17 protein-coding genes are annotated in these 16,250 nt (G+C 30.0%); 16 read left to right on the top strand and 1 reads right to left on the bottom strand.

Annotated features, from left to right (window positions below; translation table 11 throughout):
* Positions 1 to 5: 5 nt before the first annotated feature.
* From KTC94_RS01330 to KTC94_RS01405, 16 genes are all read left to right on the top strand, one after another.
* A complete protein-coding gene (locus KTC94_RS01330) occupies positions 6 to 662 on the top strand; it encodes a response regulator transcription factor (RefSeq protein WP_216303065.1) in 657 nt (218 codons plus the stop codon).
* 134 nt (positions 663 to 796) lie between these two features.
* Positions 797 to 1,735, top strand: a complete 939-nt coding sequence (locus tag KTC94_RS01335) for an ABC transporter ATP-binding protein (RefSeq protein ID WP_220319508.1) — start codon at positions 797 to 799, stop codon at positions 1,733 to 1,735.
* Between the two features lie 20 nt (positions 1,736 to 1,755).
* The gene (locus tag KTC94_RS01340) at positions 1,756 to 2,994 is read left to right on the top strand and encodes an ABC transporter permease (RefSeq protein ID WP_220285883.1); all 1,239 of its coding nucleotides are present in this window, start codon (positions 1,756 to 1,758) and stop codon (positions 2,992 to 2,994) included.
* A gap of 48 nt (positions 2,995 to 3,042) precedes the next feature.
* Entirely contained in the window at positions 3,043 to 4,218 is a 1,176-nt protein-coding gene (locus tag KTC94_RS01345) for an ABC transporter permease (RefSeq protein ID WP_220319509.1), read from the top strand.
* 102 nt (positions 4,219 to 4,320) lie between these two features.
* Positions 4,321 to 4,650 (top strand): single-stranded DNA-binding protein, encoded by a 330-nt coding sequence (locus KTC94_RS01350; RefSeq protein WP_216303061.1) that lies wholly within the window; start codon positions 4,321 to 4,323, stop codon positions 4,648 to 4,650.
* Positions 4,651 to 4,715: 65 nt separating this feature from the next.
* Positions 4,716 to 5,195: a peptide-methionine (S)-S-oxide reductase MsrA gene (gene msrA / locus KTC94_RS01355; RefSeq protein WP_220319510.1), complete on the top strand. Its 480-nt coding sequence runs from the start codon at positions 4,716 to 4,718 to the stop codon at positions 5,193 to 5,195.
* Between the two features lie 132 nt (positions 5,196 to 5,327).
* Positions 5,328 to 7,316, top strand: coding sequence for a sigma-54-dependent Fis family transcriptional regulator (locus KTC94_RS01360; RefSeq protein WP_220285879.1), 1,989 nt, complete (start codon positions 5,328 to 5,330; stop codon positions 7,314 to 7,316).
* A 359-nt stretch (positions 7,317 to 7,675) separates the two neighbouring features.
* Entirely contained in the window at positions 7,676 to 8,146 is a 471-nt protein-coding gene (locus KTC94_RS01365; RefSeq protein WP_220319511.1) for a Na+/H+ antiporter subunit E, read from the top strand.
* Positions 8,139 to 8,408, top strand: coding sequence for a monovalent cation/H+ antiporter complex subunit F (locus KTC94_RS01370; protein WP_216303057.1), 270 nt, complete (start codon positions 8,139 to 8,141; stop codon positions 8,406 to 8,408). The genes KTC94_RS01365 and KTC94_RS01370 overlap by 8 nt, the downstream gene beginning before the upstream one ends.
* Positions 8,405 to 8,725 carry a monovalent cation/H(+) antiporter subunit G gene (gene mnhG / locus KTC94_RS01375; RefSeq protein ID WP_216303056.1) on the top strand — a complete coding sequence of 107 codons (321 nt, stop codon included), beginning with the start codon at positions 8,405 to 8,407 and terminating at the stop codon, positions 8,723 to 8,725. The genes KTC94_RS01370 and mnhG overlap by 4 nt, the downstream gene beginning before the upstream one ends.
* Positions 8,712 to 8,951 carry a hydrogenase subunit MbhD domain-containing protein gene (locus tag KTC94_RS01380; RefSeq protein WP_216303055.1) on the top strand — a complete coding sequence of 80 codons (240 nt, stop codon included), beginning with the start codon at positions 8,712 to 8,714 and terminating at the stop codon, positions 8,949 to 8,951. The genes mnhG and KTC94_RS01380 overlap by 14 nt, the downstream gene beginning before the upstream one ends.
* Positions 8,948 to 9,670 carry a hydrogen gas-evolving membrane-bound hydrogenase subunit E gene (gene mbhE / locus KTC94_RS01385; protein ID WP_216303054.1) on the top strand — a complete coding sequence of 241 codons (723 nt, stop codon included), beginning with the start codon at positions 8,948 to 8,950 and terminating at the stop codon, positions 9,668 to 9,670. The genes KTC94_RS01380 and mbhE overlap by 4 nt, the downstream gene beginning before the upstream one ends.
* Before the next feature lie 2 nt (positions 9,671 to 9,672).
* Positions 9,673 to 10,035 (top strand): sodium:proton antiporter, encoded by a 363-nt coding sequence (locus KTC94_RS01390; RefSeq protein ID WP_220319512.1) that lies wholly within the window; start codon positions 9,673 to 9,675, stop codon positions 10,033 to 10,035.
* 1 nt (position 10,036) lies between these two features.
* Positions 10,037 to 11,509, top strand: coding sequence for a complex I subunit 5 family protein (locus KTC94_RS01395; RefSeq protein ID WP_220285877.1), 1,473 nt, complete (start codon positions 10,037 to 10,039; stop codon positions 11,507 to 11,509).
* Positions 11,510 to 11,525: 16 nt separating this feature from the next.
* Positions 11,526 to 12,971 (top strand): monovalent cation/H+ antiporter subunit D family protein, encoded by a 1,446-nt coding sequence (locus KTC94_RS01400; RefSeq protein ID WP_216303051.1) that lies wholly within the window; start codon positions 11,526 to 11,528, stop codon positions 12,969 to 12,971.
* A gap of 17 nt (positions 12,972 to 12,988) precedes the next feature.
* On the top strand, positions 12,989 to 15,001 hold the full coding sequence (locus KTC94_RS01405) for a complex I subunit 5 family protein (RefSeq protein ID WP_220319513.1): 2,013 nt from the start codon (positions 12,989 to 12,991) through the stop codon (positions 14,999 to 15,001).
* Between the two features lie 37 nt (positions 15,002 to 15,038).
* Here KTC94_RS01405 and KTC94_RS01410 read toward each other — a convergent pair whose 3' ends face one another.
* Complete coding sequence (locus KTC94_RS01410; RefSeq protein WP_216303049.1) at positions 15,039 to 16,139, bottom strand: iron-containing alcohol dehydrogenase family protein; 1,101 nt, start codon at positions 16,137 to 16,139, stop codon at positions 15,039 to 15,041.
* Positions 16,140 to 16,250 lie beyond the last annotated feature (111 nt).

A 16,250-nucleotide genomic window follows, 5' to 3' on the forward strand; every position in this document is an offset into this window, starting at 1 on the left:
GGAATTTGGAAAAGATTAATATAGCAATTGCAGATGATGAAGTACTTATAAGAGAAGGATTAAAGATTATTTTAAGCTCTAATTTAGAAATAAATGTAGTGGGGTTATGTGGTAATGGAGAAGAAGCTCTAAAATTATGTAGAAATGAAAAAGTAGATGTAGTCCTAATGGATATAAGAATGCCTTTGTGCGATGGAGTTATGGGTACTAAACTTATAAAAAGTGAGTTTAAGGATATAAAAATTCTAATACTAACTACATTTAAAGATGATGAGTATATATATGATGCTATGAAGCATGGTGCAAGTGGCTATCTTCTAAAAGATACATCCTATGATATTATTATGGATGGCATTAAAAGTGTGTATAGAGGCAATGTAGTTATGCACCCTGAGGTAGCAGCCAAAATTATAAATAATACTAAGTCCAATTCCAAAAATACACTAAGTAATATTATGGATAAATATAAGCTAACGTTAAGACAAGTAGAATTTATAATTGGGATAGGAACAGGGCTTACAAACAAAGAAATTGCTAGCAATCTTTTTGTTACAGAGGGAACAGTAAAAAATCACATTACAGAAATACTCTCAAAGCTTGAATTAAGAGATAGAACTCAAATAGCAATTTTCGCACTTAAGAATTCTTTAGTGGATTTTTAATTTTATGACCATTACTTAAGAACATGACTTAAGTAATGGTCAATTTTTTATAGTCATTACTTAACTCAATTGCTATAGATACTGGAAATTTATATAATATAATTATAAGCAAATTATTTAAAGGAGTGTTGAATTTGTCAATAATTGAGATAAACAATGTAACAAAAAGATATGAGGATAAATTAGTTGTTGATAGTATAAATCTTAATATAGAAAAAGGGGAATTGTTTGGATTGGTTGGACCTAATGGTGCTGGAAAATCCACTCTTATTTCAATGATTTGTGGATTATTAAAAGCCGATAGAGGTGATATAAAAATTTTTGATAATTGCATAAATAAAAAACCTGTAGAAGCTAAAAGACACATAGGATTTATACCTCAGGAAGTGGCACTATATGAGAATTTAAATGCATATGACAATCTTGTATTTTGGGGTAGCATGTATGGATTAAAGGGAAGCACGCTTAAAAATAGAATTAAGGAGGTTCTTGAAGCTACAGGACTTACTGAAAGATCAAAGGACAAAGTAAAAAAATATTCGGGAGGTATGAAAAGACGTCTTAATATTGCAGCGGCAATAATGCACCATCCAGATATTATCATTATGGATGAACCAACAGTGGGGATTGACCCCCAATCAAGAAATCATATACTGGAGTTTACTAAAAACTTAAATAGTGAATATGGGACAACTGTTATATATACAAGTCATTACATGGAAGAAGTAGAGAGTTTGTGTAATAGGATTGCAATAATAGATGAAGGCAGGGTTGTTGCTAGTGGTACTAAAGATGAAATTAAGAGAATGGTAACAAATGAAGAGAAATTAGAAATTATTGTAGAGAATTTTAAAGAAGAAATCATATTAAAATTGAAGAGGATAGAGGGGGTTAAGAGAATAAAATATAGTGATCCGTTGCTAATTTTCACTGTTGAAAATTCGCAGAGGAATCTTCAGGATATTATTATAATCCTTATGTCTTCATCCGTAAGAATAAATAATATAAGTGTTGATTCACCAAACTTAGAAACTGTATTTTTAAGTTTAACTGGAAAGAACTTAAGAGACTAAAAAATGTGGAGGTGGGATAAGTGAAAATATTTAGGATATTTATAAAAGACATCAAGGTATTTTTAGGAAATATAAAATTCTATGTACTTATATATTTGATTATGCCTCTTTTATTAGGAGTTCTTTACGGTATGATGTATGAAAAACAACTTAATCCAGATAGGCATATTCCTATAGTAAATGTAGCCTTAATAGATATGGACAAAAGCTCATACACAGCTCCTTTAAAGGATATTCTTACAAATGATGATATGAAAAAATTTGTAGAACTTAGCCAGACACCTGATATAGATGAAGTAAAAGCTAATCTTCAAAAAGGAAAGCTTAAGACTGCCATAGTGATACCAAAGGGTTTTTCAGAAAAGGTTGAAAAAGGTGAAACTGTTAATATAAAGGTTTTAAAGGCCTCCTCCTCTGGTGTTGAATCACAGATTATTTTTGATATAGTAAATTCTTATGTGCAAGTACTTAATAATAATGTAAATATATTTTCTGCAATAGACGGGAGTGTTAATGATAAAACTTCTATAGACATGTTGAAAGAAGCAGTTATAACTCAGACAATCACTTTAAATAGTGAAAAATTTATAAATACAGTTAATATAACTAAAGATAAAAAGCTTAGTGGAAAACAAATTTTTACAATCTCAATGTTAGCATTCATTAGTCTTTATCTATCAGTAATAGGAGGACAAAATATGGTAAGGGAAAAAGAAGATGGCACATTTGCAAGATTAAGATCTACTACTTTAAGTATGAAAAATTTGTATGTAGCTAAAATATGTTTTGTATTTTTTATAACTCTAGTGGATATTACATTATACATGGGCATTTGCAAGGTCATTGGAATAAGCGTTGGGGACAGTTATGTGAAGCTGATTTTAATTAGTATTCTACACGCCTTTGCTATAACAGGTATTAGCGCTTTCATAATGAACCTATATAAAAGCCAGAAAAATTTAAATGCAAGCTTTACAGCAGTAATTATGGTATTTGCTATGCTTGGTGGAAGTTTTTATCCACTTGAATATACTGGGGAAATCATGAGGAAAATTGCTAAAATCACTCCGAATTACTGGATTCAGGATAGCTATAATAAAGTAGTGCTTGGAGGAAGCATAAAAGAGCTAACGGTAAATATTATAGTACTCTTAGGTGTTGGAATTTTAGGAATAGCTTTTGGTGCATTTTTCATGAGAAAAAAAGAAGGGAATAATCTATTTAAAACATTAAACAAGGGAGAAAAGGTTCAGATATAGTAAAAAAATTTAAGTGAATTTATTGTTATGATTAAGGAGGCGACAAGAATGCAGGTTATTCATATGGCATTTTTACATTTAAAAAGAATGTTAAAACAGAAAACACCCATATTTTCAATGATTTTAATACCGGTTTTAGTAGTAGGTGCAATTGTATACTTTACAAGAGATTCTAAAGATTCATTTAATGAGACTGTTGATATTACAATAGTTAATAAAGACAAGGGAAGCTTAGGCAATAAACTTATAGAGGAATTAAAAACAGATAAAAATTTTAAAATTAAAGAATCAGACCTTGCAGAGGCGCAAATAAGAATAAAACAGAATAAGACAGGAGTAACTTTGGTTATACCTGAAATCTTCACGGAAAATTTAGAAAGTGGTAATTTAAAGAAATTAGACATAATGAAATTGTCAGATAGTAATATGGATATTATTATTTCTAAAAAGGTAAATAATTTTGTAACTCAAAGACTTCTTTCAAATAAAGTTATATCCGTTATAAAACAGAATGATATTGTGATAAATACAAGCTATGGTGAAATTTCAAGGAAAATAGATGCTTCTTTAAGTAATAACCCGGTAAAAGCGGAGCTAGAAGAGGTTAAAAAGGATGGAACGCGCACTTTATCAGGTTCATTATCTACAAGTCTTATAATTAATTTTCTTATGTTCTCAATGATATACATTGTCATAGAAATGGTTGAACTTAGAAATAACAAAACCCTGAGAAGAAGTTTATCCACGCCAAATAAAAATGGTAGTATAATAGGCTCTGTGCTTTTATCTATGTTATTCCTATGCTGGATTCAAATAGGACTTATGGTAACAGTAACAAAATATATTTTCCATATATATTGGGGAAAATCGATGTTTGCAGTATTTTTGATATTTACTATTTTTATAGTGGTTGTTTTAAGTATTGGATTATTAATATCAAGGTATTCTAAAAATCAATCTCAGGCTGTTGGTATTGTTAATTTAGTAGTAACCCCAACATGTATTATTAGTGGGACAACTATGCCACTTGAATTTCTTCCAGCAGTATTTAAGAAAATAGCTTATTTTACTCCACAAAATTGGGCATTGTCTGCACTTAATGATGTGGCATTGAGAAATAGCGGCGTCATAGATATACTTCCAAAGTTAGGGATCTTAATTCTGTTTGCACTTGTCTTTTTCACAGCAGGATCGAAATCATTAAAGGAAATGGTTGAAGTATAAGCACACTAATATTTAAAAGAATAACAAACATTTGTTTGTATAAAACCTCTTCTTATTGTCAATAATTTTAAAAAGTTACTAAATAAAAAGGAGAGATATTATATGAATAATGTATCAATAATTGGAAGAATAACAAGAGAACTGGAACTTAAGAGTTTTAATGAGGGTAAAGGGTTTTATACTAGATTCACATTGGCAATTAATAAAGTATCACATAAAGATATGCAACCTGAAGCTGATTTTATAAACATTGTGGCATGGAATGGAATGGCAGAGACGCTGTGTAAATATTTGAAAAAAGGAAGTCAAATTGCTATAACAGGTAGACTATCTAGTAATAGCTACACAGATAAAGATGGAAATAAAAGATATAGCATAGAAGTTGTAGCAGAAGATTTTAAATTTTTGGATAACAAACAGCAAATAGTATAATACTCCTTATGAAGTCGTCAATGCATCTTCTACGAAGATGTTGCAGTTCCAAAGGAGATGATTTAATGGAAAGTATTGTTGTAGCGGGAGGATGTTTTTGGGGTGTAGAAGCTTATATGTCAAAAATAAATGGTATCGCCCAAACTAAGGTTGGATATGCTAATGGTACAAAGAAGGAACCTACATACGAAGAGGTTTGTAAGGGAAATACTGGACATACAGAAGCCTGTTTAATAAGCTATGATGAAGATGTGATATCTCTAGAAAAAATATTGAATAAATTTTGGGGAATAATAGATCCTACTGTTTATAATAGACAAGGAGCTGATATCGGTCATCAATACAGAAGTGGTATTTATTATACTGATAAGAAAGATTTAGACATTATATTAAGAACAAAGGATGAGGTCCAAAGTAGATTCGATAAGCCGGTAGTTACAGAGATACAACCTCTTTCTTGTTTTTATGATGCTGAAGATTATCACCAAAAATATCTACAAAAAAATCCAGGTGGTTACTGTCATATCAATTTAAATGATGATTAAGTTAAATTAATTGATTCTTAAAGATTCCTTGTTTTTTCAGGGAATTTTTTTTGCTTATTTAATATTTTCAATAGCCATTTTATATAATTAGACATATAATGATATTAAAATGCTATGAGAGGGAGGATTTATTTGCCAAATAAAAGATTGCTTGGTAATTCTGAAGATATTATAAAAAAGCGGCAATTATTTGTTTCAAAGGGTATTTTAAATAAAAATGGACTTCGAGATATTATCTCAAAGTCTTGGGAACGAAGCAAATTGAATGATATAGATCCATTTAAAAAGGATTTTACAATTGAACTTACGCAGGATGATCTAAAAAATAAGTATAAGGAATTTATGCCTCTATTACAGACAGCTAAACCATTTATGCAAACACTGTACAATCTACTACAAAATTCTGATTTTATGATTCGTTTAACAGATAGAGATGGATATGTATTAGATCATATTGGAGAGGATAGCTTAATGCGGCAAAATAAATTTCTGGTATTACAAGACGGATATAATGTAAAAGAAGAAGTAATAGGCACTAATGCAATTGGTCTTTCATTAATAACTGGTGAGCCAATACAAGTACTTGGTGGCGAACATTATTTACATGAGTATCATAATTGGACTTCATCTGCATGTCCTATAAAAAATGAAAAGGGAAAAGTTTTAGGGGTATTAAGTATTACAGGTAATTATGAATTTGTACATCCACATACGTTAGGTATGGTAGTAGCCGCAGCAAAGGCTATAGAAAAAGAAATGAAGTTAGAGTATTACAATAAAAAATTGAGAATAGTAAATGAACAATTTTACCAAATTACAGAATCAATTTCCGAGGGCATTATTAGAATAGATAATCAAGGTGATATAATTAGTATGAATAGGTTTGCAAGAAAACTCTTGGGATATAGTGGGAAAGATGTACATAATATTCACATAAGTAATGTTTTATATACTAATAGTGGTAAGGATATTATAAATGTTATGAATAATGGAAAAGAGTATCAGGAGGAAGAAATAGATTTTACTACAAAAATGGGTAGAAATAAAACTTGTATAGTTAACGTTACCCCCATAAAGATTTTTAGCTCTAGTGACTTAGGTGGGGTGCTAATTACTTTTAAAGAGAATAAAGCAGTTCTAAGTATGATTAATAAAATTGTTGGAGCTAATGCAAGATATACCTTTGATGATATATTTGGAAAAAGTCAAAGTATAACCCATTCTATTAAATTAGCATCAATTGCGGCTAAGACTGATGATACTATACTTTTACAAGGCGAGAGTGGCACAGGCAAAGAAATGTTTACACAAGCTATACATAATGCTAGTAGAAGGAAAGATAGGCCCTTTGTATTTTTAAATTGTGGTGCTATTCCTCGTGATCTAGTTTCTAGTGAACTCTTTGGGTATGTAGAGGGGGCTTTTACTGGAGCTAAAAGAGGTGGACATCCAGGGAAATTTGAGCTCGCAAATGGCGGAACAATATTTCTTGATGAAATAGGCGATATGCCCTTAGACGCTCAGATAAGTTTACTTAGGGTTTTAGAAGACCACATGGTAGTAAGAGTTGGAGGACATGATGTTATACCAATAAATGTTAGGGTTATAGCAGCTACTAACAAAGATTTAAAAAAAGAAGTTGAACTAGGAAAATTCCGAAGTGATTTGTTTTATAGGATAAATGTTATGCCAATTTATATTGCTTCCATTAGAGACCGAAAAGAGGATATTAAGATATTTATTGATTATTTTTATGAAAAATTCAGTGAATCTAATGAAAAGAATATAAAAGGAATAAGTGAAAGCTTTTATAAAAGTATGATTAATTATAATTGGCCCGGAAACGTTCGGGAATTACAAAATGTTATGCAACTTGTATTAAATGTAGCTGAAAATAATAGTGTAATTACAAATAAGAGTTTGCCAAGTTATATAAATGAAAAAGAAAATGTTGGAGAAGTAAGTGGCGCAAAGCAACTACTTACATTAGAACAAATTGAAAAAGATGCTATTATGCAAACATTGATTAATGTAAATGATAATATGGCAGCAGCTTCCAGAATATTAGGTATAGGGAGAACCACATTGTATAGAAAGATGGAAAAATATAAGATTAGTTAAATAATCACCTGCGGTTCTGTAATAAGTTGAATTTCTACACCAATAATGATTAGTGTAGAATAGAGTAACCATTACCAGTTAATATAATTATAAAAATCGTATCAATGTGGCACAAGTGTTTCAAAATGGTGCATGTAATCGTTAGCTATAATAATATAGTGTATCGTATTGGTACGATTTTAAATAAGGTGCTTTTATGAAAAACAAAAATTTTATTTAAAATAAAAAAATGAAGTTTATAAACCGTTGAAAATCAATGGATTATAAACTTCATTTTTTTGTCAAAGAAAATTTGGCATGTTTATTGCTAATTGAATATATAAAGAAACTAAGTGAAAATTTATAGGGGGATTTTTAAAATGTATTTTGGAATTGTATATTTATTATTTTGGATCATTCTATCAGCAAATGTGAAAGTTGAAACTATTTGCATTGGTATAATAATAAGTTTATTAGTTAGAAATTTAAATAAAGATTTGATGTGTAGTAATAGACGAGTAAATTTCAAGAAAAGCACTGGAAAATGGTTATCTTACACTATTATATTGATAAAAGAAATAATAGTGTCCAATACTAGTGTGGCAAAAATAGTTTTGAGCCCTCGAATAGTAATATCGCCACAGATAGTAACAATTAACACAAAAATAAAATCTGGCTTTCTTAAAACAATTTTTGCTAATTCTATAACATTAACGCCGGGAACCTTAACCATTTCAATGGATAGAGATAAAATTACTGTGCATTGTTTGAAAAATGAATTTGTAAATGGGCTAATTGATTCAGATTTTGAAAAAATAATTTTAGAAGTTGAGGAAGACATTTATGAGTAAACTATTGATTTTTTCTATTTTATTTTTAGCGGCTACAATTTTTTTATGTATGTTGCGAGCGATTAAGGGGCCAAGTGCAGCAGATAGGCTTATTGCTATTAATGTTATAGGCACTAAAACTATTGTACTTATTCTTATAGTTTCATTTTTACTTAATGAAACTTATTTTGTGGATGTAGCAATAGTATATGCTTTGATTAGTTTTTTATCTTCTATTGTAATAGCTAAATTTATTGGAAATTCAGAAGGGAGAAATATATGAGAGAGTTGATTGTTGCTATTTTTCTTTTTGGAGGGTTATTCTTTTTCATGGTTGGAACACTAGGAATTATAAGATTTCCAGATGTGTTTACAAGAGCCCATAGCGCGGCTAAATGTGATACCTTAGGGGCTATATTATGCCTATCTGCATTGGTAGTATTAAATGGATTAAATATGGTTAGTTTGAAAATTGTATTAATTATTGTATTTGTATGGATTGCGAATCCAACAGCTACACACTTAATTGCTAAGGCTGAGTATACCCGGCAAGCGTCTCTTGCGAAAATAAATGGGGTGAAAAAACATGAAGATATTTAGTTTGATAATGCTGATGTTCTTAATAGGCTCTGCTGTAGTCGTTTCTACTATAAAAAGTTTGCTTGGTGCAATAATAGTATTTATGGTTTATAGCCTTATCATGACAATTCTATGGCAACAGCTAAATGCTCCCGATTTAGCAATAACTGAAGCCGCAGTTGGAGCAGGTATTACTACAATTTTATTTATACTTACACTAAAAAGAGTTAAAGGAGTAAGAAAATGAGAAAATTTTTATCTATTGGGATTACAGCAACTCTAATTATGATTTTACTTTTGGGAGTTAATGAACTCCCCAAATTTGGACAATATGATAATCCCGCCAATAATGAAGTTGCACATTATTATATAGAGAAAACAACAAAAGAAACTGGTGCAATGAACATTGTTACAGGTATTATTTTAGATTACCGTGCCTTTGACACTTTTGTTGAGTCAAGTGTATTGTTTACTGCTTCAATTATAGTTTTGTTACTTCTAAAGAAAGAAAGGAACCCTAAGGATACAGGTACTTACGAAATCATTATAAAAAGTACTATTTTAAAAGAAGTAAGTAAAGTGCTAATACCTTGCATTCAGATTTTTGGGATTTATATAATTTTTTATGGACATCTAAGCCCAGGTGGGGGATTTGCAGGTGGAACAATTATAGGCACAAGTTTCATCTTATATAGAATAATTTATGGTAAAAAGTTTACAGATAAAAAATTACCATACGCAAGATTAATAACCTATCTATGTGGAGCAATTATGTTTTATGGGTTATTAAAAGGGTATAGTTTTATAACTGGTGGAAATCATTTAGGGCTTCCGCAGCCTAGTTTAGGAACACCAGGCAATATACTCAGTGGTGGATTTTTATTGCCACTTAACATATTAGTAGGAAGTATTGTAGCGATTACTATATACTTTTTTTTCACTTTATTTGACAGAGGGGAAATTTAATTATGGAAGGATTAATAAATAATTATTATGAGACTGGCGCAATCATACTGTTTGGAATTGGTTTTGCAATATTATTATTGCATAATAATTTAATAAAAAAAATAATTGGTATGAATATAATGGATACAGCAATTTTTTTATTTTTTATTGCAAAAGGATATATTTTAGGTAAAGATGCTCCCATTATTATAGGGGCGCATAAAGGAATTCAAGGTTACATCAATCCTGTTCCATCTGCGCTTATGCTTACTGGGATAGTTGTAGCAGTCAGTACAACAGCATTTGCCCTTGCACTAACAGTGAGGGTGTATGAAGGATACGGTACCATTGAACTAGATGAAATTATTAAGATGAGGAGTGATTAAAATGAGCCTAATCGAGAGTTTTCCACTTACAATTATATTGATATTGTTCATTTCGGCATTTATAATGCCTTTAATTAAAAACACAAAGATTGTTAAGGGTATTAGTTTAATATCAATGACAATAGTAATGATTTTAGCAGTGATAAATTTAATCTTTGTTATTAACAAGGGAGGATATTTATATAGAATTGGACATTTTAATGCACCTTATGGAATTGAATTCCGCATTGGAATAATTGAGGCTATAATGGGTTTGGTTTTTACATTTGTTTCACTTATGATAATTTGGTATTCAATTTATAGTATAGAAAAGGAAATCAAAGAATCAAAGGTAGCTTTATATTATTTACTTATAAACATTTTAATAGGTTCCTTACTCGGCGTAGTATATTCTAATGATTTGTTTAACTGTTTTGTATTTATAGAAGTAGGAACACTTGCGTCTTGTGGCACTATTATTGTTAAAGACAAAAAAGAAAACATAAAAGCCACTATGAAATATTTAATTATGAGTTGCATCGGATCCGGCCTTGTACTTATGGGAATTGCTTATTTGTATTCAATGACTGGGCATTTGAATATAGACTACATTCATGAAATATTAATTAAAAGCCACTTAAATTATCCAAATGCAGTACTGATTTCTATAGTTTTATTTATTGTTGGTCTTGGAGTAAAAAGTGCTATGTTCCCACTTCACAATTGGCTACCAGATGCCCATTCAAGTGCACCTACCTCCTCAAGTGCACTTTTATCTTCTTTAGTTTTAAAGGCATTTATTTTACTTTTAATTAAAATATTATATAGACTTTATGGAATAGAAATAATTAAGTATTATTCTGTTTTGAATATTATACTGATATTAGGTAGTTTAGGAATGATAATGGGCTCAGTTTTTGCTATCTTTCAAAAAAATATAAAAAGAGTTATAGCATATTCTACTGTGGCACAAATGGGGTATATATTTCTTGGTATAGGTCTTGGAACTGATTTAGGAGTTTCCATTGCTATATTCCATATTATTGGGCATTCGGTAACTAAATCAGCTTTGTTTTTATTAGTTGGTGGAATGATAGAACAAACAGGACATAAAACATTAGAACATTTAAAGGGAATAGGGAGAGAAATGCCACTAACCTTAGGATTATTTTCTATGGGTGCACTATCTATGATAGGAATTCCGATATTGCCTGGATTTGTAAGCAAGTGGCACTTATCTTTAGCATCTATAGCATCTGGAGATACAATTTTAGTAGCGGTTATATTGCTTAGCAGCTTATTAAATGCAGTATATTATTTTCCAATCATAATAAATGGATTTTTTGGAGAAGAAAATTTACAAGATAAAGTATATAAATCTAAAAGCAAACCTGTAAAAGAATTGATGCCTGTAATTTTTCTAGTGATTTCAATGGTTTACGTGGGATTAACATCTAGTGGTATTATAGATTTAATTAGCCTAGGACTTAAGTAGAGGAGATGCTTCGCAGTTGAATAATATCACAATAATAATACCAATTTTATTCCCATTTATATTAGCAATAATTATGGCAACAATAAAATTAGATGAAAAGAAAAGAAATATTTTTGTTAGTATGGGCGTTATATTAAATTTTATTTTTTTAGTTACTATATTTTATGTGTTTGGAGAAAGTAGAACTCATCTATTCAAAATAAATGAATTTCTAGATATTTATTTTAAAATAGATAAGTTAAGTATATTGTTTTCTTTATTAGTTGCAATTTTATGGATTTTCACTGCTTTCTATGCCATAGAATATATGAAACACGAAGGCAAAGAGAGAAAATTTTATACTTTTTTTCTTGCAACACTCGGTGTAACCATAGGAATTGCCTTTTCGGGAAATCTTATAACACTTTACGCTTTTTATGAATTTCTTACATTGTCAACCTTCCCGCTTGTAATTCACACTGATTCAAAAGAAGCGTTAAAAAGCGGGAAAAAATATCTGATATATTCATTTGTAGGAGCCACATTGGTTTTGCTTGGAATGATTTTATTATTCAGCATTACGAAGGATACAACATTTGATGCTCATGGTATTTTGCCAGCACTAACAAATGATAATAAAAACCTATATTTGGTAAGTTACGTTTCCATGTTTTTAGGTTTTGGAGTTAAAGCGGCCCTTGTGCCATTCCATTCATGGCTACCTGCAGCAATGGTTGCTCCAACTCCCGTTAGTGCACTGCTTCATGCAGTCGCTGTTGTAAAATCGGGAATTTTTGCTATTATACGGATGAGTTATTTTATCTTTGGGACAGAAATAATTAGGCAGCTCCATATAAATATATTTTTAAGTATTCTGATAGTAATTTCAATTTTAATGGGTTCATTCTTAGCATTACATCAAGAAAATTTAAAAAAGAGGTTAGCTTACTCAACCATTAGTCAATTAGGATATGTATTATTAGGCGTGGTTCTTTTAAATGAAGATGCATTTGTTGGAGGTCTGCTTCATTTAATTAATCATGCAGTAATTAAGATTGTTCTTTTTTTCTGTGTTGGAGCGATAATGTACACTACGGGGAAAACAGAGATTAGTCAGATTAGAGGTATTGGCAAACAGATGCCAATAACAATGGGGTGTTTTAGTGTAGCTGCAATATCACTTATCGGAATTCCACCAACAAATGGTTTTGTTAGTAAGTGGTTTCTAGCTCAAGGCGGACTTACAGAAGGGAAAATGGTTTTTCCTGCAATATTGCTTATTAGTGCATTATTAACTGCTTTATACCTTCTTCCAGTTATAAAAGAAGCCTTTTTCAAAAAAGGGGAGAACACTATAGTTAAGGAAGCACCAATAAAAATGTTACTACCCATAGTTATGATAACCATTATAATTGTTTTACTTGGATTATTTCCTAATATGCTTATCTCATTTATTCAGAAAATTGCTAGTGAGGTAATTTAAGAAAGGAGGGTATTATATTGAAATCCACTACGTATTTACTGTTTATTCTGCTGTTCCCACTTATTAGTTCTTTAATAGGCTACATTATAGGCATGAAAAATGAAAAATATAGAGATATCTTTAATATTGTAATGACTGCCATTGTATTTGTGGTTACTACTATATTATATAAATATGTTGTAGTACAGCCAATAGAGCTATCTATACCTTATATTATGGGTACAGGCCTTCATTTAAAATTGGATATGTTTAGGTATGTTTTTGTCTGGCTTACAGCTATGATATGGTTTTTAACTACAATATATTCAACACAGTATTTAAAAAATCCTAAAAATAGGAATAGATATTATCTGTTTTTTATGTTAACTCTAGCGAGTACTATTGGAATTTTCATATCAGAAAACTTCTTAAATTTGTTTACTTTCTTCGAAATTATGTCGTTTACATCATATGCTTTAATAATTAACGATGAAGATGATTATTCGCATGATGCAGGAAATACTTACATTATAATGGCAGTAACTGGTGGTCTTATTTTGCTTATGGGATTATTTTTGCTGTATAATTATACTCAAACATTAGATATTAGTGAACTTAGAGCTTGCGTAAGCAAGTTAGGTGATGTAAAGTATCTTATCGTAACTCTAATTATTATAGGGTTTGGTGTAAAAGCAGGAATGGTACCATTACACATATGGTTACCGAAGGCATATCCTGCAGCGCCAACGCCTGCAACTATTGTTTTATCTGCAGTTTTAGCGAAGACCGGTATATTTGGAATTATATTAACTATTGAAGTAATTATGAGTGGAGATTTTATGATTTCAATTATTATTCTAGTGATAGGTCTTCTAAATATGTTCATTGGTGGTTTTCTAGCCATGATGCAGAGAAACATAAAAAGAATTCTTGCATATAGTAGCATGAGTCAAATTGGCTATATTCTTGTTGGAATAGGATTAATAGGGGTTTTGAAAGAGCATAGAACTATAGCTATTTATGGTACAATGTATCATGTTATAAATCATGGAATTTTTAAAGCCTTATTATTTATGGGCACAGGAACCATATATTTGGTGCTAAATGAGGTTAGCATAAATAAAATTGGTGGCTTTGGAATTAATAAACATGCATTAAAGATAATGTTTTTTATAGGCGTTCTATCGGTAATAGGGATGCCTGGTTTTAATGGATTCACTAGTAAAACAATGCTGCATGAGGCACTTATCGAAGCGGAGCATATGTATGGGGGGGTGTTTTTTAAAACATGTGAAATTGTGTTTATAATAAGTAGTAGCTTTACTGTAGCCTATTTACTGAAAATATTTGTAGCTGTATTTATAGAAAAAAGCAATCAAAATATTGAAAAGGTAAAGGCAAAGATAACTAAAATGACACTTTTACCAATGGTTATATTTAGTTTAATGAGTATTTATATTGGACTTAATCCAAGTGTAATCTTACATGTGCTAGATAAAGCCTTAAAGCCATTTGGAAATGCTGAGCCAATAGCCGTGGATTTCTACACTTTTAATAATATTAAAAGCTCCTTTATAATAATATTAATTGGTATCGTGATTTATATGGGATTTATAAGAAAAGTGTTAAAAAAAGGGGAAGGTACTAATTGGTATTATGTGAACCCAACTTTAAATTGGATAAGTTTAGAAAAACATATATATAAGCCTCTAGGAAAAGGTATTATTTTTATTAGTTGCTTTATTTTTCATATAATTGATCGCTTAGTAGTTAACAGTGTTACTTTTATAGGGAGAAGTATTGATTCAATTAATAAAAGGGAAATAGATTATGGAAAAGCTATTATAAGAAGGATGAGAAGCGTATTCATCAATTTATTTAATACTCAAGATATTAATAAATGCAAAATTGAGATGGCAGAGGAAAAGTCAGAAATTATAAATGTAAAATCAAAAATAGAAGAAATAGGGTATAACATGAATAGTTTAACTTACTCACTATTTATATTTGGTATATTACTCGTAGTGTGTTTGTTATTTTTAATGTCCTAAAAAAAAGCAAATGTTAATTTGCTTTTTTTTTAAATATTTATAATTTGAAACTATTCTTATAAATATTTAGTATATCTTCTCGCTTTACAGGTGTGGGATGATTTTTTAACTTATTATTGTTTAAGGTCATTTTGTCACTATAAGAACATACGTCTTCATAAGTTACACTATTTACATCACCAAGCATAGAGTTTAGAAAATAGCCAAGTTCATCTAAATTCTCTAGGGTTAATAGATATAAAATCTTTTTAACTTTACTTTTATCATCGCAAAATTCTAAATATGACTTTAAAAGTATTCCATTTGCTTTCCCATGAGGTATATTATGAAAATATGTAAGAGCATAACCCATTCCATGTGGAAGAGATGTTCCAGATTGCGCTATAACCATACCAGCTAAAGTAGAAGCTACCATTAGTTTTTTTCTTATAGTGTAGGTGAAATCCTTTTCTTTTATCATATTTAGACATTCACCAAATAATTTTAATCCCTTTTCTGCTAAAGCATCACTTAATATACTTGCGTTTGTTGACAAATATCCTTCTATTAAATGTGATAAAGCGTCTACTGAAGTATTAATAGTTATTTTTTCTGGTAAAAACATTAGATATTTTACATCCAGCAGAGCATATTCAGGAAATATTCTTTGACATATACCATGCTTTGTTTGTAGTTCATTATCTGTAACTATAGAATAAGGAGTTGTTTCAGTTCCTGTTCCAGCTGTTGTTGGCACGGCAATTATAGGTATAGATTTTAAATTTGGGCTTTCAAATAAATTACATATTGTATCATTTGGGTTATTTATGAGCACACCGGCTGCCTTTGCGGCATCAATGGGAGATCCCCCTCCGATTCCAATAATGAAATTAGATTTTTGTAATATTCCAAGTTTTGCAATGGCTTCTACAGTTTCTAAAGAGGGATTTTCTTCTACATTATTAAAAACATCATATTTAATTCCCTCTTTTTTCAGCGCATTAGTAACATCTTTTAATGAACCATTAGTGATTGAAGAGGTTTTACCAGTAACAATTAAAGCTTTTTCTCCATAATTACAAAATAAATTGCTATTTTTTAGTACTACGTCTTCATCTAGTAATATTTTTGTTGGCATGTAGTAATTAGTAAAGTTCATAGTATATCCTCCTTTTATAATAATATATTTTGTGTATATTATAGCATTAGATACATCAAAATAAAAACAAGTCAAATCTATTAGTAATTGAAGTTGTTAATAATGCAATAT

This window comes from Clostridium sp. CM028, assembly GCF_030585565.1.
GTDB classification, from domain to species: Bacteria; Bacillota; Clostridia; order Clostridiales; family Clostridiaceae; genus Clostridium_AD; species Clostridium_AD estertheticum_B.